We start from the raw sequence: 20252 nt of genomic DNA, 5'->3' as shown, positions 1-20252 counted from the left end.
TAGGGATTATACCGTGAAGGATTCCAGTTCTTCCGCACTTTGCAGCAGGTGGCTTAGCAGGTTGGGAATGTCCTCCATTTGTTCTTCTGTAAGTTGTCTTTTGAATTGCAGCTCGATGCAGTTATTGTAAGTTTCACTTTCCTGGCCATATATGAAGCTTAAAGATTGCACAGGCTGGAAATCAGGTCCCCAGATCGCTTTCAGAATACTGTCTATCGCCTGACATTCGCTAGGAATATCTTCGACTTCCATATAAAAACGAAGTGAAAGATTACAGCCGGGATCCGTATTAGGAACCTCCAAGATTTCATCGCTGAGATCTTTCGTGGACGAAGTGAGCAGGATTTCGGCGGTTACTTTCCTGCCTGCAGTTAATTGGAAGGAGAGACTGAACTCTCTGGACATCAGCGCCATATTCAGAAGGTCGGAGCGATCCGTAACCACCAGTATTCCGTCTAAATTATCGTAGTCATAAATCTGGTTCTCAAAGGCGATCTTAATATTATCGAAAACAGTAGGATGGAACAATAAGGGCACCTTCTTTGTTTATTTATATTGTAACATGATGTGATAGGAAGTTAAAAAAGACGCCCAGGACCAAATGGACCGGGCATCTTGTGTAGAAGTTACGGCTACCCATAAGCGGGAATGCTCGTCAGTCGTGGGTATACCGTTCAATTCTTAGTTTGTAGGCGCAGGCGCAGTATATTTCAGGAACGTCTTCGGAATCGGGCTCTCAAAGGTCATCAGTTCTCCAGTGGTTGGATGAATAAAAGAGAGCACTCGAGCATGTAGGCCAAGTCTTCCTACCGTTTTGGTCTCTGCACCATATTTCTTGTCACCTGCGATAGGGTGGCCGATATCTGCCATGTGCACCCGAATCTGATTTTTTCGTCCGGTTTCGAGCTTAACCTCTAGCAAGGAAAAATGGCGGTTAGCCTGAATAAGTTTATAGTGTGTAATTGCATGTAGTCCATCGCCTTCATGAGGACTGGAATACATTTTAAGGGTTGAGGTTTCTTTGAGCCACGAGCTTATCTTGCCTTCAGGTCTTTTAACCGCGCCTTCCACGAGCGCTACGTAAGAACGTTCCTTCACAGTATCTTTCCACGTAGTTTGTAATGCCTGCTGAATCCGTTCGCTTTTGGCAAACATCATTACACCTGATGTATCTCTGTCCAAACGGTGTACGACAAAAATCCGATTTTTTGGATTGCTAACACGGACATGCTCCATAAGCTGGCGGTAAGCCGTCAATTCGTTTTCTTCCGCAGTGGCGATAGATAGCAGTCCAGCATCCTTTTGAACAATAATCAGGTCATCATCCTCATGAACGATTTTAAGTCCGATCATCTCTGCTGTTTGTACAGGCTTCTCTTGATCAATAGTAACGCTTTGGCCCGGATGCAATTGGAAATTATGCTGTGTAACTACCTTATCATTTACTGACACTTGTCCACGCGATAGGATGGATTTAATCGCATTTCGTCCGCGACCCGTGACGTGGGTGAGTAAGAAAGGCAACAGTTCAGAAGGTTCGTTTACAGTAAAAGACTTGGGTGCTGCGGGTGCTTTAGTTTTATGGTTAAGCTTGCCAGTAGGCTTGCTGTGAGAACGAGTACCTCTTTTGGCTGTTTCTTTAGGATTTCTTCTTGAGTTCATGGATGCATTCTCCGTCCTTTAATATTGTACTCCTCAATATACCATGGGCTGTGAAGAAATACTATGGAGAGGGCAGGCTTGCTGGTTTGGTTTGTAAATGCTCATAGATAGAACAGTTGGGCTAATCCAAGAAGCAGGAATAAACCGAGATATACCCAGCCTAACAGTCTGGCATATTTCTTTTCCCGGTGCATAGCATTGACTGCATATATTTTAGTATCTACAGTAAGCAACAGAACACTGGAGATCAGCAGCGCAACAATTACGTAGGTTAGCTGGTGATAGAGCATAGTAGAGCCTCCTATAAACGTCCTTTAATTTTGTTTAAGACCTACTCTGTCGATGTGAGTTTTCAACTTAACTTCAACACTTAGATTGGAATACTGCTGCTCCCAGTCATGTTTGTCACGAATATTGGCTTTCCAGTAGGAGGGAGCATATGCACGAATATATTCACCCATGCCAAAGACATCGGAATGCGCTTGTTGCGTTTCTTCAATAAGGTGGTTGAAAATACCGATCACTCTCTTTTGAAAGATTTCTTCAATCTTTTCTAAAGAACGGCTGGAATCGATAGGGATATCACTACGTAAATGCTCATCTAGAGCCGCCTCTAAAAAAAGGTTATAGGTGATGTGGGGTTTGCCCTCTTTGAAATGAACCTTCACCCTCGTGAACCGGTCGTTGACCTTGAGCATCACCGGACCGAATTCATCAGCATGAAAAAGATCGGAGTATCCCCCCGGATTAATGCCCTTCATGGACATATATGCGCCAATCTCAATCGGAATCGTCGATCCGACCATCACTCCACCACTAAAGTAAGCTAGGCCTTTAATCATGATATTGTCTTCCTGATGTAATGAGACGTAAGGCAGATAACCACTTTCGCCCCATTTGGATTCTGCTGACCAGAATACACCTATATAATCAGCGGGGAATTTTCCTGATGTTACTGCTTTTTCCATGGTGGAGAGGATGTAAAGGGTCGGCACTCGCTGCAGCGGAGGATTAATATTCATAAATTTAGCAGCCTCCCCTTCGGATACTAGCAGCCAGGTCCGGCGACGAACTTCTGGATTTCGCCGCAAATAATCATTTAAATCATTCATGCTTTTTTTTGCTATGTCCTCACTAATAATAATCACTCGTAAATGAATTAGATAACGTGGATCAGAAATTTGCTGCTGTAAATTGTTCATGGCGTCATCTAAGGTGTACCCGTACACTTCTACGACCCATACTGGATTTTGATTCACGCCTCCGCCTTCACCCCCACTGCCTGGTCCGAGTGGAACTCTTCCCGGAACCGCAATTTGGGCGGTCACACGGATTTTGGGAAGGTTAATATTTGCGCTTTTAAGATGAGTGGTTTGATCATCATTTATTTTGCTGTCTGGAGGGACGGAATCAATGGATAATCCTAGCACCAATGCACGGTCTTCTATTTCAAGCTGGTCCCAGCACCCTGAGAGTAAGCCAGACATGAGTGAGAGAATAAATATAAGAACTACACGCTTGTAAATTTTTTTATTCATGAGAAATGGCTCCTTTATTTCGGATTAGAGAGACTAACCATAATAAAAGAGGATAGAAGGTCAAAAAAATCAAACCGATTATTGCTGTAATGCTAGCAAATGAATAGACCTGAAATATATTTCTCGGAAAAAGTGAAAAAGTGATGATAAATGGAAGTAAGAAACTGGATATTAGGCGGTGATCCTTGTGCCGCAGCACTTGTTGCAGAGAGTATGCGGCTAAGTAGTAGTTCGTAAAGATGGAAGTGAATATAGAAACCACCCAAATTATTATAAAAAGAGCATCAAACCGTTCTAATAGTCCTGCGCCGATGGATATGGAGCGAGCTGCTTCTAGGGTTGGATAGGAAAGTAATTTGGTTTCTTGAGCTCCAAACATGCCTAAAGTGACCCAAACGATCATTACATAAATGAATCCAATGATACAAAGCGCAACAGTGCCTGCTTTGAGGATCTGTTGAGGTTTTTTCATTAAAGGAACCAGCAGGATGATGACAAATGTGCCCTGATAAAGGCCAGCGGACGTAATCGTTCCTTTGGAAAAGCTTGAAAAGGTGGTGTGATTTCCGGTGAGGGGTAGCAAGTTTAGAACATCAACATTTTTCATAGCTACCAAGGCAATTGCTATCACAGATAATAGAATAAAAGGTAAATAGAAAACATGGACATAAGTGAATTTCACAATATTTCTACGGATTGATAAGGCAACCAGTACGAGCATTAAGAGAATTACTGCTTCGATGGGTGTCTTTTTAAAGACAACCGCAATACATACTTCTCCGAATTGGCGCATGGTGATCCCGGCAGAGAAAGCAAAAAACAAAGAAATAAAAATGGAGAAAATATCCGCGAGCCCAGTTCCGAGAAGGCGGCGGCTAAATACGAACAACGTTTCGTTCGGGAATTTTCGGCAGACAGCTGCCGTAAACCAGCAGCCCAAAAAAGCAACAGGTACGCCAGAAGCAGTCACGAGCGGTGCACCACTGTCTCCAGCTTCAGCCATATAACGAGGAATACTTAAGATTCCTATTCCTATAATCGTACTGACGATTACAGCCATGACTTGGATCGTTGATATGGGGCGGTTACTATTCATCAGCTTCACTTTTCTCCTTAAAAATCAGATCGGTATGCATTTTGGGAATGTCCTTCGCAAGAAGATCAGGATCAGGTGTATTAAGAAAGCTTGGGCGGCTTCGCATCCACCATAAAGGTACCCGAACGATACTATCCTTAAGGTCCTTCCATATTGTAGGGACAAAGGGTGTCATGTAGGGAACGCCAAAAGATTCCAGAAATAATAAGTGGTTGATAATAACAATAGTGCCCAGCATTACTCCGTACAGGCCAAAGCAGCCTGCCAATATGATCAATGGAAATCTAAGCATTCTTGAAGAGATTGCGGCATTGTAAGCGGGTGTGGCAAAAGACCCTATGGTCGTTATAGCGACAACAACTACGGTAGTTGGACTCGCCAGACCTGCTGCTACGGCTGCCTGACCAATGACAAGCACACCTACAATAGAAAGAGCCCCGCCAATCATTTGCGGTAGGCGAATGGTTGCTTCGCGCAGCACCTCCATGAAAACTTCCATAATCAGAACTTCCAATACGGCTGGAAAGGGTACGCCAGCTCTTGCACCAGTTATTGCTACGGCGAACTCTGTCGGCAGTAGCTCAGGATTGAAAGAGATAATGGATACATATAAGGCTGGGAAGAAAAGGGAAAATAATAATGCGATCAGGCGGATCATTCTTAGGAGGCTTCCTACAACAAAACGTTCTGTATAGTCATCTATCGTCTGAAAGAACTGATTGAAGAGCGCTGGGACGATGAGGCAGAATGGTGAGCCGTCTACAAGGATGATGACTCGTCCTTCTAATAAAGAGGCTATAGATTTATCCGGACGTTCGGTTGGCTGAACCTGTGGAAACGGGGAAAGGGGATGATCCTCTATGAATTGCTCGATATACCCCGCATCAAGGATGCCGTCTACATTTATTGCTGATAATCGCTTCATCACCTTTTGAACTAGCCCTGGATCGGCTATTCCTTCGATATAACAAACCGCTACTTTTGAGCGCGTCCGTACGCCAAGAGGGGCAGTTACTACACGAAGATCGGGCGTTTGCAGTCGATAGCGAAGCAAAGAGATATTGGATTCTAAATTCTCTATAAACCCATCACGCGAACCGCGTATGACTTGTTCAGTTTGAGGTTGCTCAATGCTACGATGCTCAATTTTACGCAGATTGAAGTAAAGTGCCTGATCCATTCCATCTATGATTAGAACTACATTTCCATCCAACAAGACGGAGGCTAGAGTATTTAGGTCCTTAGTGCGGTTACCTTGTGTGACTTGTACCGTCATACTCCAGATGTAATCAGGTAAATCCTTTAGATCTTTTGGAATTTCTGAGTGGTCGGAGGAAACATTCATTAATGGCTTTAAGACATAGTTCTGAATTTGATTCTGGTCCACCACAGAAGAAAAAAAGATAATAGCCGCATCATATCTACCGTATACCTTGAAGTTACGGACAATAAGGTCGCTGTCTTCTCCAAAGACTTGTCGAATGAAGCTTATATTGCACTTCAGGCTGGAATCCAGTGGCTTGACCGGATGATTGTCCTGGGCAGAGGACTCTTTACGTGCAGGCTTTTGTTTAAAGGAGGTATATTTTTGTTTCCAATTTTGCACGGTCGCTCCACCTTTCTATGAAATCACACTTATTAAAGCTTGGCTTAAAAGAAGACCTTTTATGTAAATATTTCAAAAGAAGAACGGGGTGATGATAGTTAAGAGGTGTTGCTCATTACACCATTGACCGCTAAACTAAAGATAGAAACGCCTAAGGAGTTATGAGAGATATGAAGATGCAAGCACCTACTATTGAACAGGCGCAGGCTGAGCTGCAAAAATATTACGGTTATCCAGACTTTCGGGATGGCCAGAAAAAGATTGTTCAGAACTTGCTGGAAGGACGCGACACACTGGGAATCCTCCCTACGGGTGGCGGGAAATCGATCTGTTATCAGGTTCCTGCACTGCTCCTGCCAGGGCTGACTTTGGTGATATCACCACTGATCTCGTTGATGAAAGACCAGGTGGATGCGTTAACTACTGCGGGTATTCCGGCAGCCTTTATTAATAGCACGTTAAGCGGAAAAGAAGTGAATGAGCGGATTCGGGCTGCCCGGCGGGGCGATTTGAAGCTGCTCTATGTTGCGCCCGAAAGACTTGAGCTGGACTGGTTCCGTCTGGAAATGGCTGAGCTGTCTATTTCCTGCGTGGCTGTTGATGAAGCGCACTGTGTATCCCAGTGGGGACATGATTTTCGGACAAGTTATCTGTCGGTATCTCCATTTGTAGATGAGCTGCCTGAACGTCCGATCCTGGCAGCATTTACCGCCACGGCGACGCCGGAGGTTATGGAGGATATGGTCCGGCTGCTGCGCTTGCGCGAGCCGGGTATTTTCATGACGGGGCTAGGAAGAGATAATCTGGCAATGTCTGTGCTGCGGGGAGAGAACAAGCGGGAATTCGTTATGGATTATGCGGCTACGCATTCTCACCAGCCGGGGATTGTATATGCGGCGACCCGCAAAGAAGTAGATGATCTGTATCAGAGGCTGCAAGCTTCTGGCATAGCGGCAGGCCGCTATCATGCGGGTATGAATGATCAGGAGCGGGCAGATAGCCAGGAAGGGTTCCTCTATGACGATATCCGGGTCATGGTAGCTACCAATGCCTTTGGCATGGGGATTGATAAATCCAATGTCCGGTACGTAATTCACTACAATATGCCCAAAAATATGGAAGCTTATGTCCAGGAAGCAGGTCGTGCTGGACGTGACGGGGAGCCAAGTGAATGTATTTTGCTGTTTAGTGCGCAGGATATTATGACGCAAAAGTTCCTGATCGAGCAGAATCCACAGGACACTGACCGTAAAGCTAACGAATATCGCAAGCTTCAGCAAATGATTGATTATTGCTATACTACTCGCTGCTTGCGCAGTGCCCAGCTGGATTATTTCGGGGAAGAGCATGGGGACAAGCCATGTGGTATCTGCAGCTCATGTACGGATGAACGAGAGCTAGTGGATATGACCGTCGATGCGCAAAAGATCTTCTCCTGCATCCACCGCATGCGGGAGCGTTATGGTGTAGCGTTGGTGGCATCTGTGCTGAAGGGCTCGCGCAATCAAAAGGTAATGCAGTACGGCTTCGATAAGCTGCCCACACACGGGGCGATGTCGAGCCGGACGGAGAAGGAAATCTCAGAGAGTATCAATGTGCTTATCTCAGAAGGGTATCTTGCCTTGTCGGAAGGCCAGTACCCTGTAGTACGGCTTCAGCCTCTGGCTGCCGAGGTTCTGCGCGGACAGCGTGAGGTGATGCAACGTGTGGCACGGCCTTCGCGGACAGGTACAACATCTGGTACGAGAGTTCGTAGTCGGGGGCATGACCTGTCGCCATCAGCCGTCAATGAGACTGTCTTTGAGCAGCTGCGTCTTATCCGGCGTGAATTGGCAGGACGCGAGCATGTGCCGTCGTACATTATTTTTAATGATGCCACGCTGCGTGAGATGAGTGTGGTTTGCCCGCAGACCGAAGCGGAAATGCTGAGGGTAAAGGGTGTTGGGGAAGTGAAATACCGGAAGTACGGTAAGGCATTCTTAGAGTTTTTCCAAAATGAAATGTAGAAAAGGTCGTGTAGCATGAAAATCGTCCTGACCACGTTAAACGCCAAATATATTCATACCTCACTCGCAATCCGCTTGCTAAAAGCGTACAGTGAGCATGAATTTAAGGATATTCATTTGGCAGAGTACACCATCAAAGATCCCGTGATGAATATCGTGTCCGACTTGTTTCAGAAACGGCCAGATGTGATTGGTTTCTCCTGTTATATCTGGAACATCGAAGAGACGCTGAAGCTGATTGGTATTCTTAAGCAAGTGATGCCTGAAGTTACGATTGTTCTCGGAGGACCGGAAGTTTCGTATGAGCCGCTTCATTGGATGAAAAGAGAAGCTGGCATTGATTTTATAGTTAATGGAGATGGGGAAGAGACGTTCCACCATTTGCTGCAGGAGCTAAGGGATGATCGTAAGTTTCACTTTGTGTATGGTGCCGCTTATCGCAAGGGAGAAGAGATCATCGTCAATCCTCCACGTCCCAAAAGCGATCTGAATACGCTGCCTACGCCGCATCGTTTTCCTGAGGATATTCCAGATTTGAGTAAACGTATTGTTTATTTTGAGACAAGCCGCGGGTGCCCATTTAACTGCCAGTTCTGTTTATCCAGTATTGAAGTAGGCGTACGTTATTATGATATTGAACGAGTGAAATCTGATCTTCTTTATTTAATACAGAATGGCGCCAAAATTATTAAATTTCTGGACCGTACCTTTAATATCAACCGCAACTATGCAATGGAAATGTTTCAATTCCTGATTGATAATCATCAAGGCTGTGTGTTTCAGTTCGAAATTACCGCAGATATCATGCGGCCGGAAGTTCTGGATTTCCTATCTAAGAATGCGCCTCCGGGTATTTTTAGATTTGAGATTGGGGTGCAATCTACCAACGATGAGACGAATGAGCTTGTTAAACGCCGCCAGAATTTCAAAAAGCTGTCCCGTACCGTAATGAAGATTAAGGCAAGCGGCAATATCGATCAGCATCTGGATTTGATTGCCGGACTACCTATGGAGGATTACAGCACCTTCCGTAAAACGTTTAATGATGTATTCGTTATGGAGCCGGAAGAGCTACAGCTTGGATTCCTCAAAATGCTGCGGGGAACGGGGCTGCGGGCGCAGGCGTCTAAATATGAGTACACGTATATGGAACACGCACCTTATGAAATCCTTAGCAGTCATATGATGCCTTTCTCAGACATTATTCGTTTGAAGCGGCTTGAGGATGTGCTGGAGAAATACTGGAACAGCCACCGGATGGACCATACGGCTAAGTACTTGATCCGTCATGTATTTGATTCGCCATTCGATTTCTTTCAGGAGTTCGGTGACTACTGGGAGGAGCGAGGCTGGCAAAAGATCGGCCATCAGCTGGAAGATCTCTTCACCCGCTTGCAGTCCTTCCTGATAGATCGCGGGACGCCGTCTATGGATGTTATAACTGGCTTGATGAAGCTGGATTATTTTCTTGGACACAAGTACAAGCCGCGCAAAATCTGGTGGGATTTCGTGCTGGATAAGTCGGATTGGTCGAGTTATTTGAAAGATATCGCGGCTAATCCGGGTCAAATTTCTGCCCAGTTAGCAGAAGCAGGACTTAACGAAAGAGAACTGCAAAAGTATACTGTGCTGGAAGTGTTGCCATTCTCGCTGGAAGCGGTGCTGGATTCCATCAGCGGCATGCGTGCTGATGAGGGCCTTGAGGATGGTGAAGCTGATATGGCTAATCTGGAGGCTTTGCCTTCGGCAGACTCGCCATTACAGGGAGCAGCAGATAGTAGTTTAGAAGAGACTGCGCAAGCAGCAAGCTCGGCTGTAGCAGTAGCGGATCCCGCTTCCATTAGGGAAGGACGCACGCTACTAATCGTAATGTATCAGCAGAACGAGAGCCAACGCGCTCAGTACTACACACTGCCTTTGTAATAGGCGGGTGGAAGGATAGACCGTTCCCTTATGGGACGGTCTATTTTTTTACCTTGGGCGATAGCGTCATCTGGGTCCGGAAGTGGCTGGGAAGGGGATGAGGTGGAGCTTAGTGACGATTGAGTCCGCATGTTGTGGAGGAGAGTAATGGTGTGGAGATAGTGACAACTGAGTCCGAAAGCGGTGAGTAACCTGACGCAGGCGGACCCAGCGGACCTTATACGTGGAAATATCCTGTTTTTTGGATGCTAACGGACCGCATAGTCGCTATTGGCACGAAACACACCAAATATGAACCTGTTTCGCATGAATAGCTGCACTGGAGTCCGAAACCTAGCTCGAATGTCTGAAAATTAGCAAATAGCGTCATCTGAGTCCGAAAGCGGCGGGGGAAGGTGATGATGTGAATCTAGTGACGATTGAGTCTGCAAGTGGTGGAGGAAGGTGATCTGCTGGAGACTGAGTCCGAAAGAAAGCGGAGGAAGAAGGTGATGATATGTAGCTAGTGACAACTGAGTCCGAAAGCGGTGAGTAACCTGACGCAGGCGGACCCAGCGGACCTTATACGTGGAAATATCCTGTTTTTTGGATGCTAACGGACCGCATAGTCGCTATTGGCTTGAAAAACATCCAATATGAACCTGTTTCGCATGAATAGGTGCACTGGAGTCCGAAACCTAGCGCGAAAGGCTATAAATTAGCAAAAAGCGTCAACTGAGTCCGGAAGTAGCGGGGAGAGTAATGGTGTGTAGTTAGTGTCAACTGAGTCCGAGAGTAGGGGGAATGGTGATGATGTGTAGCTAGCGTCATCTGAGTCCGAAAGCGGTGAGTAACCTGACGCAGGCGGACCCAGCGGACCTTATACGTGGAAATATCCTGCTTTTTGGATGCTAACGGACCGCATAGTCGCTATTGGCACGAAAAACATCCAATATGAACCTGTTTCGCATGAATAGGTGCACTGGAGTCCGAAACCTAGCTCGAAAGGCTATGAATCAGCAAATAGCGTCATCTGAGTCCGGAAGTAGCGGGGAGAGTAATGATGTGTAGTTAGTGTCAACTGAGTCCGGAAGTAGCGGGGAGAGTAATGGTGTGGCGATAGTGACAACTGAGTCCGGAAGCGGTGAGTAACCCGACGCAGGCGGACCCAGCGGACCTTATACGTGGAAATATCCTGTTTTTTTGGATGCTAACGGACCGCATAGTCGCTATTGGCATGAAAAACATCCAATATGAACCTGTTTCGCATGAATAGGTGCACTGGAGTCCGAAACCTAGCGCGAAAGGCTATAAATTAGCAAATAGCGTCAACTGAGTCCGGAAGTAGCGGGGAGAGTAATGGTGTGGCGATAGTGACATCTGAGTCCGAAAGTAGAGGGGAGAGTAATGATGTGTGGTTAGTGTCAACTGAGTCCGGAAGTAGCGGGGAGAGTAATGATATGTAGTTAGTGTCAACTGAGCAAGCGGCGTGGGAAAGTAATGATGTGTAGCTAGTGACAACCGAGTTTGTACGTGGTGTGGGAGAGCGATGAGCTGAAGACAGCGTCAACTGAGTCCATTAGCGGTGGAGGAAGTTTATTTACTAAAGTTCAGATGCGCGGAGGCACTGGAGATTGTTAGATTGAGAAGTCTGCTGAGACAAGCTACCCAAACCGCAAACCGCAAACCGCAAACCGCAAACCGCAAACCGCAAACCGCAAACCGCAAAGAAGCGATCTCCCAAATACCGGGAGCATCGCTTCTATGTTGTCATATTTGTTGTCTCATTTCTCGTCTCATAAATTCACTAACAAGCGCGTTTTTTCTTAACTTATCGTTGAAATCTCTGAAGGAAGGTGGCGCTCTAACCAGTTGAGCACATCGGCTGTGACTTGATCTCGATTCACTTCATTTAGCATTTCGTGTCTGCCTTCTGGATAGAGTCGGTACTCAACGTCTGACACTCCTCGTTTCTTATACAACTCCGCAAGACGGGGAATGCCTTGACCGTTCATTCCGACAGGGTCCTTATCCCCACCAAATATATAAATGGGCTTACTTGTACACAGTGTGCTAAGTGATTCCTCAGTATGGATCTCTCTTAGGAGGTGGAAGAAACCACGGAAAAAGCGGGTTGTACAAATAGCTCCGCAGAATGGATCGGAAATGTATTTATCTACTTCTGCAGTATCGCTGCTCAGCCAGTCAAATGTTGTTCTGACCGGGGAAAAGGCGCGGTTATAGCTGCCGAATACCAGACTGTTCAGCAGTACACTGCGATGATGCTCACCCTTTAGCTTAAGCTGCGCGCTAGCCAAAGATTCTCCAATACGCAGCATACTGCGTGGACCGTTTGTCCCGCTTAGGATAAACCCTGAATAGATTTCGTTGCCTTCTTCGCACATGAGTTTTTGACCCAGAAAGGAACCCATACTGTGTGCGAATAAAATGATGGGCATTCCTTCATGCTTGGAGAGTGCTGCGGCACCTACCTGCAGAAGATTGCGCCGCATCCAATAAAATCCGTCCTCCCCAACATCACCAAGCAGATTGACTTGACCAGCGGTTCTACCATGTCCCCGGTGGTCATTGGCATATACTGCATAACCAACTCCGGTTAAAGCTTCCGCAAAACGAGCGTAGCGGGCAGCAGTTTCACACATCCCATGTGAAATTTGCACGATTCCTCTAACTGGCACATCGGACTCAGGTAACCATTCATAGACATGGATGGTTACACCTATGGGATCCGTTAGAGTAAAGCTGTTTTCCTTCATGGTCCATTCCTCCTAAAGGTTCTCGACTTATGGTAAATAAGAGCGAAGCACAGTAGAATGACCCTCGATAGTATAACGGCCTAGGTTGGAAGGAATCAGATAACATTCCCCTGCGGCATAAGGCTGGGAGCCGCCTTCCCAAGTCAGATGTCCGCTGCCTTCGCAGATAACCAGAATAGTGAAGCTGTCTTCTGAAGTGGTGAGATCCCATGAACCATTTACGATCCCTTTTTCGACAATAAAATAAGGTGAAGCGGCAAGCTGCAGCCACTCTCCAGCCACTGCATGATCGGTCTTCATCGAAGTAGCGCCGGCGCCTTCATAAGCTGTAACATTCAGAGAATCCTCGATATGAAGCTCGCGTGGTTTTCCATCTAGACCTGGACGGTCGTAGTCATAAATACGGTATGTAGTGTCGGAATTCTGTTGAATTTCCGCTACAACGACACCAGCGCATAGAGCATGTACCGTTCCGGCAGGGATGTAGAAGGAATCGCCAGCGGAGACAGATACCTCTTGAAGGCTATCCATAACCGTGCCTTTTTCCAGTGCTTCGCGTAATGTTTCACGGTCTACGCCTTCTTTAAGGCCGTAGATGATTTTTGCATCTGGCTTAGCGTCTAGTACGTACCACATCTCTGTTTTACCCAGTTCACCTTTAGGCAATCCTACATAATCATCCGTAGGGTGGACTTGAACGGAAAGGTTGTCGTTGCAATCCAACAATTTGATCAAGAGTGGAAATCTTCCGCCAGCTTCTGATATTCCCTTGCTTCCGAACCACTCATGACCAAATTGCTCACGAATTTGATCCAGACCTTGTCCAGCTAATTCTCCATTAACCACCGAAGATGTTCCATTCGCATGATCGGCAATCATCCAGCCTTCACCAATATGGCCTTCTGGTAGATTCAGGCCGAATTTCTCCAGCGCGCGGCCACCCCAGACACGTTCTTTAAACTCTGGTTGAAATTTTAAAGGATATGGTTGTGTCATTCGTAATCTTCCTTCCCAATTACAAGATAGTTTGATTGTTTACAAAGCTTAAGACGGAGAATCTTTTTTCTTCTCGAGGGCAATTACATAAGGTGCGTCCGTGCGCTGCAGCTGGCGATATACAATGCTCTGCGCTACCTTAGGGGAAATAGTCCCAGCCCAAGCTTCAACAGCGGCGGCTTCGAGATCTCCGCCTGCATGGCCAGGATACAGTACAGCTGTAATAATTCCCCCCGGACGCAGCAGCTGAAGTGAAGCTTCCAGGGCTGCAATAGAGCTATCCGGCTCAGTAATGATATTCTTGTCGGCATCGCTTGAAGGCAGATAGCCAAGATTGAACATTACAGCACCAACGGTGCCTGGCCAGTTACCCGGGACGGCTTCTGCCATTTCGGCATGGCTGCGCTCCAGTAAGGTAACGGCAGAGAGCAAAGGAGTTTCCTCCCGCGCAAGCCGGAGACGTTCTTCTGCCAGCTTCAGCGCCGCAGCTTGAATGTCAAAGCCGTAGACTTCGCCACGAGCTCCGGTTGTTTTGGCTAGAAAAAGCGTGTCAGCACCAGTACCTACAGTTGCATCAATTGCACGGTCACCTAAAATCAGCCGCTCAGAGATTAATTTATGAGCAAAGCTTAGAACGGACATAAAGCCCATTAGCCCTTCCTCCAATACTTACCCTGCCAAGTATCACGAGCAACAAGCTCATCGTCAATGGCATTTAGCACTTCCCATTTCTTGAGACTCCACATCGGTCCAACTAAGAGATCCCGTGGGGCATCTCCAGTCAAGCGATGTACAATCATCTCAGGGGGCAGAATTTCAAGTGAATCAGCAATCAGCTTTACATACTCGTCTTGTCCCATGAATCGGAGCAATCCTGCTTCATACTGCTTCACCATTGGTGTTTTGCGCATGAGATGCAGAAGGTGAATCTTAATTCCCTGCACATCCATGCGAGCTACAGCAGATACCGTTTCGAGCATCATTTCGTGCGTCTCCTGTGGGAGACCGTGAATGATATGGGTACAGATTCGAATATTGTGACGGCGCAGCTTCTCCACAGCCTCCACATAACACTGCGTATCATGCGCCCGGTTAATAAGCTCAGAAGTGGAGTCATGTATAGTCTGAAGACCCATCTCTACCCAAAGATACGTACGCTTGTTCAGCTCTGCTAAGTATTCGACCACATCATCTGGCAGACAGTCAGGGCGCGTAGCAATCGATAATCCAACGACACCAGGCTGCTGCAAAATAACTTCGAAATATTCTCTCAGCTCTTCGACCGGAGCGTACGTATTAGTATAGGCTTGGAAGTAACCGATATATTTAGCATTTGGCCATTTCAGATGCTGTCTGTCACGGACGTTATTGAATTGTGTGACTAGGTCATCTCGGCGGCTTCCGGCAAAATCACCAGAACCTCTGGCACTGCAAAATGTGCAGCCTCCCTTAGCAATGGAGCCGTCACGATTGGGACAGGTAAAGCCTGCATCAAGCATAACTTTGAATACCTTGGTGTTCATGTGTTCACGCATTTCGTAATTCCAAGTATGAAAACGTTTATCTCCCCAAAGTTGCGGAGGAGAAGTGTATTGAAGATTAGACACGAGAAGCCCCTTTCTGAAAATATAATTATGGATAAGTTTCCTTATCCTTATATTTTTCTGAGACAGATGGCGTCCTTATCCCAGAGAACGCACAGCCGTTTCTTATAATCCAATACATTGTATCAAAAAACCGAGCTTGGCGTAACATTGACTCCTCATAGCGGCATGAAAAATAGGCAGGAAATAAGGCGCGTTCAGCTTGAAAATGCTTACATAGTATGTTATATTCAGAGTGTGAAAAGCTGCTGTGGCATAAAGAAATTCATCCAGGAGTTCATAATTTCGTGTCGTCCGATCCATAATAATAACCGTGAGGTGATAGCAATGAATTCTCAAACGGTATATGCTGAGGGTAAAGATTCGATTGAAGTCCACTTAACACCAGATGAAGCCCTTGCACTAACGGGCGTGGAATTTAACGGCAACCCTAAGATTAAGACAGATGCGCAGCGTAAAATTCGTAGCGCATTCGAAAAAAAGACATTTGCCACAAACACAAAGTAAATCCTGATTTGCCAGACAAGAACGAAATTTATTTCCAATATACAACAACGAAGGAATTCCTCTGAACAGCTCATTTAAGAGCTGAACCAGAGAATTCCTTTTTCTTTTTTATCGCAATCCCTTTACTTTTTGGGACAATTTCGGCACAATATTGCAAGTGACAGTTATCGTATAAGAGATAATCGGAGGAATACCTATGCGTTTACGCGGAAGAAAAGGAATACGTGAAAGTTTGGAAGAACAGACGGATTTAGTTATTCTAGATCCTCGGAGTTATAAAGGTGAGTGGTCCAAGCTGTTCGGTAACGATCATCCGATCCATGTGGAGTTCGGAATGGGCAAAGGACAGTTTATCAGCCAAATGAGCTTTAAATATCCTGATATTAACTTTATCGGAGTGGATATGTATGATGAGCTGATCCGCCGTGCTGGAGATAAGGCTAGAGCAGTATGGGAGCCGGCAGGACATGAAACACCGCCTAACCTGAAATTGGCACTTGCAAATATCGATTATGCTGAGGAAGTATTTGCTCCGGGAGAGCTTGAACGGATTTATCTTAATTTCAGCGATCCATGGCCTAAAAGCAAGCATGCCCGGCGTCGTTTGACACATCCGCGTTTTCTTGACAAATATCGCGGTTTGCTTAGCGATCTAGGTGAAATTCATCTGAAAACAGATTCCCGCAGTCTTTTTGAGTTCTCATTAAATGCTTTTGCGGACTTTGGCTTGCAGATGAAAAATATTTCTTTGGACCTACATGCAGATGGCATCATCAACGAGGATCATATCATGACAGAATATGAGACGAAATTTGTCGGACGTGGCGTGAATATCCATCGTTGCGAGGCAATTGTAGGTGCAGAAGCACTCAAACAGTATCAGGCTACCCGATTGGATAAATATCGGCTGTAGTTACAAAGCACTGCTCCAAATGGCATGCTTCAATAATAAAGCGGCAACTCTCCAAGTAAATTAGTTTGGAGGCTGCCGCTTTTTAATTTACTATTCCAATAATTCGATGATACTCTGAGCACATTGTAACGGGTGGTAGCGAGCAATGTCTTCAAGATGAAGTTTGCGCTTGTTTTGCACATCCTCATAGTTGTTTAAGAGGCGCTCCATCCACATTTCGACAACCTCTAAAGATTCGATGGGTTCTCCGAAGCCGGCTGCAGTAAAGTAGCGGCAATTCTCCTCCTCCTGACCGGGAAGAGGGTGATGGAAGAGCATCGGAATACCTTTTGCAAGCCCTTCACTGCAGGTCATTCCACCCGGCTTTGTAACCAGCAGATCGGACACCTCCATCAGCTTGTGGATTTCACGCGTAAAGCCGATTAAGGAAATATTAGGATGATTATAATGCGGGTCTTCTTTCATTTCCTTTAGCAGCTGTTCGTTTTTGCCAAGACAGAAAACAATCTGAATCTTGTCACGCCATTCCGCCAGACAAGCATTTACGACTTGGTCGTTCATGATTCCCCAACCGCCGCCCATGACTAGTACGGTTGGCATCTCCCGCAGATTGAATTGCTCTCGAATCTCCTGCTTTCCCGGATGCTTCCAAAAATTAGGATGTATTGGTATGCCTGTTACCTGAATTTTCGTGGCAGGAATATTTCGGCTGCGCAATTTGGATTTAACCTCAGGTGTTGAAACCAGATAAAGGTCTACCTCTGGGCTAATCCAGGTTGCATGCGCATCATAATCCGTTATGACGGTGACGAGCGGCACATTTAGGGTAGGATCCAATCTCTTTAGGCGGGATACTACAGCACCTGGTATAAAATGTGTGCAGACAATTACGTCGGGTTTCAGTTGTCTCACAATATTTTTGGCATGCGTATAAAATATACGATGCAAGGCAAGCGTGGTAAGACGATTAAATGATTTCTGGTGACGGTAGACATAACCCATCAATTTTGGCTGTGTCGTTACCGTCTTTCGGTAAGCAGACAGAATAATAGGTGCCATCTTGGGGTTTAAAAAATTCCCAAGTTCTAGCACCTTCGTTTGTAAATTAGGCGATAATTGGCGCAGACTGCTGGACAACGCATAAGCTGCTTGTGTATGTCCGGCGCCAAAACCTTCCGAGAGTATTAAGATTCTTTTTTTACGCAATGTTGATTCACCTATTCTCAAGGGTTTTCCCGGTTATTAACAATAAATGCTTTACATCCATAAGGCTATAGTACCAGCTGCTACGCAGGAACCGATCACTGCGCCAGCTATAACATCTGATGGATAATGCAATCCAAGATAAATACGAGAAAATCCGACAATACAAGCTAGCGGCAGCAAAATAACGGTCAAAGCAGGAAACGCCAGCATATAAGGGACCGTAGAAGCAAAGATAGCTGTAGTATGACCAGATGGAAAAGAATGATCCTTTAACGGATTACGAAAAGTATTGGTTTCCGGTAACGCCAGATAAGGACGCATACGCGGGTACAGTTTTTTGGCGATAGCTACGGGTATATGGCTGACAGCTAGTGCTGTCAAGGCTTGTAAACCTGTAGTTCTCCAAGGCTCAGGAGCTAATATCCATACCAGTATATTGATAACAATCGTGCTTGTAGCTCCGCCCAAATGAGTAAGGTAAAAGAGCCAAAAGTTCAAAAAACGATTATGCATTCGTCCGTTGATCCACTTAAAAAGATGCCGCTCCCAGAGATGTAGTTTCATGAATAAATGTCTCATATCTAATTCCCTCCGCTAGTCCGGCTACCGTTAACAGATGTTAATGCAGTAATCCGTTCTATAGCTTAGATCTGTCTTAATCATACTTTTTAAAGGTAGTTCATTTCAAGGAAAAGCTCAGGTTTACACGAAATTTGCCAGTTTTGACTTAGAGCACTATTACGCTTTACAATGATTCAAGCAGACTAAACCTGTTTAAAAGGGTAAGAGATAAATAAGGATTCAAAAAAAAGGAATCCATAGAATTCTTTTAAACAGCATATATAAAAATTGTGAAGTCTGCCGAGAATAAGAATACTCTTGGTCTATTGTTAAGGGATGCAACAAAAGGGTCAGAAAGAACGTCAAGCAAGCTAGAGAGAAAAAAAGAACACCAAGAGTGAAAAAAGGGGGCATCAAAAGGTCATGACAGACGCACTGTTTGTTACGCTCCAAGTGATCTTGGCAGCAATCGCAGTCTATCAGTTTACGTTTTCATTATTCGGGCTGCACAGGAAAAAGAAAAAGACGCAGTATAAGCCGGAAAAATCTTTTGCCGTACTTGTTGCCGCACATAACGAGGAAGAAGTTGTCGGCGCATTAATGGAGAATCTGAAGCAGCTTAATTATCCATCAGAACTGTACGATGTATTCGTAATTTGTGACAATTGTACAGACGGTACAGCTCGCATCGTTAGAGAACACGGCATGAACGCCTGTGTCCGCACCAATCCAAATCTGAGAGGTAAAGGCTACGCAATAGAATGGATGCTTAAAGAGCTGTGGGCTATGCCGCGGCAATATGATGCTGTTGTCATGTTCGATGCCGATAACTTGGCGCATACCGAGTTCCTGATGGAGATGAATAATGATCTTTGTTCAGGTGCACGGGTAATCCAAGGTTATATCGATACCAAGAATCCAGAGGATTCATGGATTACAGCTGCTTATGGTATTTCGTACTGGTATATTAACCGTTTGTGGCAACTTTCACGCCATAATTTAAATATGGCTAACTTCCTTGGCGGAACCGGAATGTGTTTTGAGACCACACTTCTTAAAGAAATGGGCTGGGGAGCTACAAGTTTGGTCGAGGACTTGGAGTTTACGATGCGTAGTGCAGCACATGGTGTATATCCTAAGTTCAATTATGATGCAAAGGTATTTGATGAGAAGCCGTTAACCTTCAAGGCCTCCTCAAGACAGCGTCTGCGTTGGATGCAGGGGCACTTCACTGTTGCTCGCCGCTATTTTTTTCCATTGCTTTGGCAAAGTATTAAAGAACGCAGCTTAACGAAGTTTGACCTCGCGCTTTATGGAGCGAATGTATATATTGTATTGCTCACTTTTTTAATGACGGCGGTAATGTGGGTGGATATGGCGTTCTTTAACGGACCGAATATCGCTAACATTTACGGCAGCTTGCCGATCTGGCTCAGCTTCCTAGCTATTGGCGCCAATCTGGTGACTTTTGGTATTGCGATGGCATTGGAGAAGGTTACGTTCAAGAAAGTATATGCTTATCTTGTATTCTTCCCGATCTACTTGATCTCGTGGTATCCGATTACGTTCTATGCGTTCTTCACGCAGAACAATAAGCAATGGAGCCATACCAAGCATACTCGCGTAGTGCGACTTGAAGAAGTACAAAGTAAGCAGGTATAAAATTCACGAAATTTCTGCATAAAAGGATTGACACCCCAAATAGTGTGGTGTATAGTATTCAAGTACGCAAATCATAGGGATTGCAAGAAGAAGCACCTGCTTCTCACCTGACTGGCATATTCGCCGGCTGGTTTTGATCTCAATGCTTTATGAATGTTAATGTTCATGAACGTTGATCAAACACGGGGTGTCGGGTGTTACCGGCACCCCTTTTTT

17 protein-coding genes are annotated in these 20252 nt (G+C 45.6%); 5 read left to right on the top strand and 12 right to left on the bottom strand.

Annotated features, from left to right (window positions below):
* Positions 1–6: 6 nt before the first annotated feature.
* The 6 genes from MHH60_RS06405 to MHH60_RS06380 form a co-directional block, all read right to left on the bottom strand.
* Complete coding sequence (locus tag MHH60_RS06405) at positions 7–528, bottom strand: hypothetical protein (protein ID WP_036681441.1); 522 nt, start codon at positions 526–528, stop codon at positions 7–9.
* A 153-nt stretch (positions 529–681) separates the two neighbouring features.
* Positions 682–1662 carry an RluA family pseudouridine synthase gene (locus tag MHH60_RS06400; protein WP_076137476.1) on the bottom strand — a complete coding sequence of 327 codons (981 nt, stop codon included), beginning with the start codon at positions 1660–1662 and terminating at the stop codon, positions 682–684.
* A 101-nt stretch (positions 1663–1763) separates the two neighbouring features.
* The gene (locus MHH60_RS06395) at positions 1764–1952 is read right to left on the bottom strand and encodes a CLC_0170 family protein (protein ID WP_076137474.1); all 189 of its coding nucleotides are present in this window, start codon (positions 1950–1952) and stop codon (positions 1764–1766) included.
* A 24-nt stretch (positions 1953–1976) separates the two neighbouring features.
* Positions 1977–3200 (bottom strand): Ger(x)C family spore germination protein, encoded by a 1224-nt coding sequence (locus tag MHH60_RS06390; RefSeq protein ID WP_076137473.1) that lies wholly within the window; start codon positions 3198–3200, stop codon positions 1977–1979.
* The gene (locus tag MHH60_RS06385) at positions 3193–4296 is read right to left on the bottom strand and encodes a GerAB/ArcD/ProY family transporter (protein ID WP_076137471.1); all 1104 of its coding nucleotides are present in this window, start codon (positions 4294–4296) and stop codon (positions 3193–3195) included. Before MHH60_RS06385 ends, MHH60_RS06390 begins: the two co-directional genes overlap by 8 nt.
* Positions 4289–5902 (bottom strand): spore germination protein, encoded by a 1614-nt coding sequence (locus tag MHH60_RS06380; protein ID WP_256715195.1) that lies wholly within the window; start codon positions 5900–5902, stop codon positions 4289–4291. The genes MHH60_RS06385 and MHH60_RS06380 overlap by 8 nt, the downstream gene beginning before the upstream one ends.
* Before the next feature lie 170 nt (positions 5903–6072).
* On the opposite strand from MHH60_RS06380, the gene recQ reads away from it, so the two are divergent.
* Both recQ and MHH60_RS06370 read left to right on the top strand, forming a co-directional pair.
* On the top strand, positions 6073–7908 hold the full coding sequence (recQ, locus tag MHH60_RS06375; RefSeq protein WP_076137470.1) for a DNA helicase RecQ: 1836 nt from the start codon (positions 6073–6075) through the stop codon (positions 7906–7908).
* Between the two features lie 15 nt (positions 7909–7923).
* Entirely contained in the window at positions 7924–9831 is a 1908-nt protein-coding gene (locus MHH60_RS06370; RefSeq protein ID WP_076137468.1) for a B12-binding domain-containing radical SAM protein, read from the top strand.
* 1805 nt (positions 9832–11636) lie between these two features.
* Here MHH60_RS06370 and MHH60_RS06365 read toward each other — a convergent pair.
* The 4 genes from MHH60_RS06365 to MHH60_RS06350 are packed head-to-tail and all read right to left on the bottom strand — an operon-like array spanning position 11637 to position 15190.
* On the bottom strand, positions 11637–12587 hold the full coding sequence (locus MHH60_RS06365; protein WP_076136192.1) for an alpha/beta fold hydrolase: 951 nt from the start codon (positions 12585–12587) through the stop codon (positions 11637–11639).
* 27 nt (positions 12588–12614) lie between these two features.
* Entirely contained in the window at positions 12615–13583 is a 969-nt protein-coding gene (locus tag MHH60_RS06360; protein WP_076136194.1) for a type I phosphomannose isomerase catalytic subunit, read from the bottom strand.
* A gap of 48 nt (positions 13584–13631) precedes the next feature.
* Positions 13632–14234 (bottom strand): class I SAM-dependent methyltransferase, encoded by a 603-nt coding sequence (locus MHH60_RS06355; RefSeq protein ID WP_076136195.1) that lies wholly within the window; start codon positions 14232–14234, stop codon positions 13632–13634.
* Positions 14234–15190 carry a TIGR01212 family radical SAM protein gene (locus tag MHH60_RS06350; RefSeq protein WP_076136197.1) on the bottom strand — a complete coding sequence of 319 codons (957 nt, stop codon included), beginning with the start codon at positions 15188–15190 and terminating at the stop codon, positions 14234–14236. Before MHH60_RS06350 ends, MHH60_RS06355 begins: the two co-directional genes overlap by 1 nt.
* A 324-nt stretch (positions 15191–15514) precedes the next feature.
* Between MHH60_RS06350 and MHH60_RS06345 the strand changes: the two genes are divergently transcribed.
* Both MHH60_RS06345 and trmB read left to right on the top strand, forming a co-directional pair.
* The gene (locus MHH60_RS06345) at positions 15515–15694 is read left to right on the top strand and encodes a hypothetical protein (RefSeq protein WP_036679526.1); all 180 of its coding nucleotides are present in this window, start codon (positions 15515–15517) and stop codon (positions 15692–15694) included.
* Between the two features lie 196 nt (positions 15695–15890).
* A complete protein-coding gene (gene trmB / locus MHH60_RS06340) occupies positions 15891–16607 on the top strand; it encodes a tRNA (guanosine(46)-N7)-methyltransferase TrmB (RefSeq protein WP_036679523.1) in 717 nt (238 codons plus the stop codon).
* Between the two features lie 90 nt (positions 16608–16697).
* Here the strand turns inward: trmB and MHH60_RS06335 are convergent, their stop codons facing one another.
* Together MHH60_RS06335 and MHH60_RS06330 are read right to left on the bottom strand one after the other, a co-directional pair.
* Entirely contained in the window at positions 16698–17813 is a 1116-nt protein-coding gene (locus MHH60_RS06335; RefSeq protein WP_076136200.1) for an MGDG synthase family glycosyltransferase, read from the bottom strand.
* A gap of 51 nt (positions 17814–17864) precedes the next feature.
* Positions 17865–18392, bottom strand: a complete 528-nt coding sequence (locus MHH60_RS06330; protein WP_076136201.1) for a phosphatase PAP2 family protein — start codon at positions 18390–18392, stop codon at positions 17865–17867.
* Positions 18393–18797: 405 nt separating this feature from the next.
* On the opposite strand from MHH60_RS06330, the gene MHH60_RS06325 reads away from it, so the two are divergent.
* Positions 18798–20036: a glycosyltransferase family 2 protein gene (locus MHH60_RS06325; protein WP_076107274.1), complete on the top strand. Its 1239-nt coding sequence runs from the start codon at positions 18798–18800 to the stop codon at positions 20034–20036.
* Positions 20037–20252 lie beyond the last annotated feature (216 nt).

Origin of the sequence: Paenibacillus sp. FSL H7-0716 (assembly GCF_038002705.1) — a bacterium.
In the GTDB taxonomy this organism is placed as follows: domain Bacteria; phylum Bacillota; class Bacilli; order Paenibacillales; family Paenibacillaceae; genus Paenibacillus_AQ; species Paenibacillus_AQ odorifer.
The sequence above is the reverse complement of the archived record's forward strand: the minus strand, read 5'-3'. Positions and strand labels throughout refer to the sequence as shown.

Coding starts and splice junctions, on each gene's coding strand:
- MHH60_RS06400 (WP_076137476.1), bottom strand. CDS start 1,662: ATGAACTCAAGAAGAAATCCTAAAGAAACAGCCAAAAGAGGTACTCGT.
- MHH60_RS06395 (WP_076137474.1), bottom strand. CDS start 1,952: ATGCTCTATCACCAGCTAACCTACGTAATTGTTGCGCTGCTGATCTCC.
- MHH60_RS06390 (WP_076137473.1), bottom strand. CDS start 3,200: ATGAATAAAAAAATTTACAAGCGTGTAGTTCTTATATTTATTCTCTCA.
- MHH60_RS06385 (WP_076137471.1), bottom strand. CDS start 4,296: ATGAATAGTAACCGCCCCATATCAACGATCCAAGTCATGGCTGTAATC.
- recQ (WP_076137470.1), top strand. CDS start 6,073: ATGAAGATGCAAGCACCTACTATTGAACAGGCGCAGGCTGAGCTGCAA.
- MHH60_RS06370 (WP_076137468.1), top strand. CDS start 7,924: ATGAAAATCGTCCTGACCACGTTAAACGCCAAATATATTCATACCTCA.
- MHH60_RS06365 (WP_076136192.1), bottom strand. CDS start 12,587: ATGAAGGAAAACAGCTTTACTCTAACGGATCCCATAGGTGTAACCATC.
- MHH60_RS06360 (WP_076136194.1), bottom strand. CDS start 13,583: ATGACACAACCATATCCTTTAAAATTTCAACCAGAGTTTAAAGAACGT.
- MHH60_RS06355 (WP_076136195.1), bottom strand. CDS start 14,234: ATGGGCTTTATGTCCGTTCTAAGCTTTGCTCATAAATTAATCTCTGAG.
- MHH60_RS06345 (WP_036679526.1), top strand. CDS start 15,515: ATGAATTCTCAAACGGTATATGCTGAGGGTAAAGATTCGATTGAAGTC.
- trmB (WP_036679523.1), top strand. CDS start 15,891: ATGCGTTTACGCGGAAGAAAAGGAATACGTGAAAGTTTGGAAGAACAG.
- MHH60_RS06330 (WP_076136201.1), bottom strand. CDS start 18,392: ATGAGACATTTATTCATGAAACTACATCTCTGGGAGCGGCATCTTTTT.
- MHH60_RS06325 (WP_076107274.1), top strand. CDS start 18,798: ATGACAGACGCACTGTTTGTTACGCTCCAAGTGATCTTGGCAGCAATC.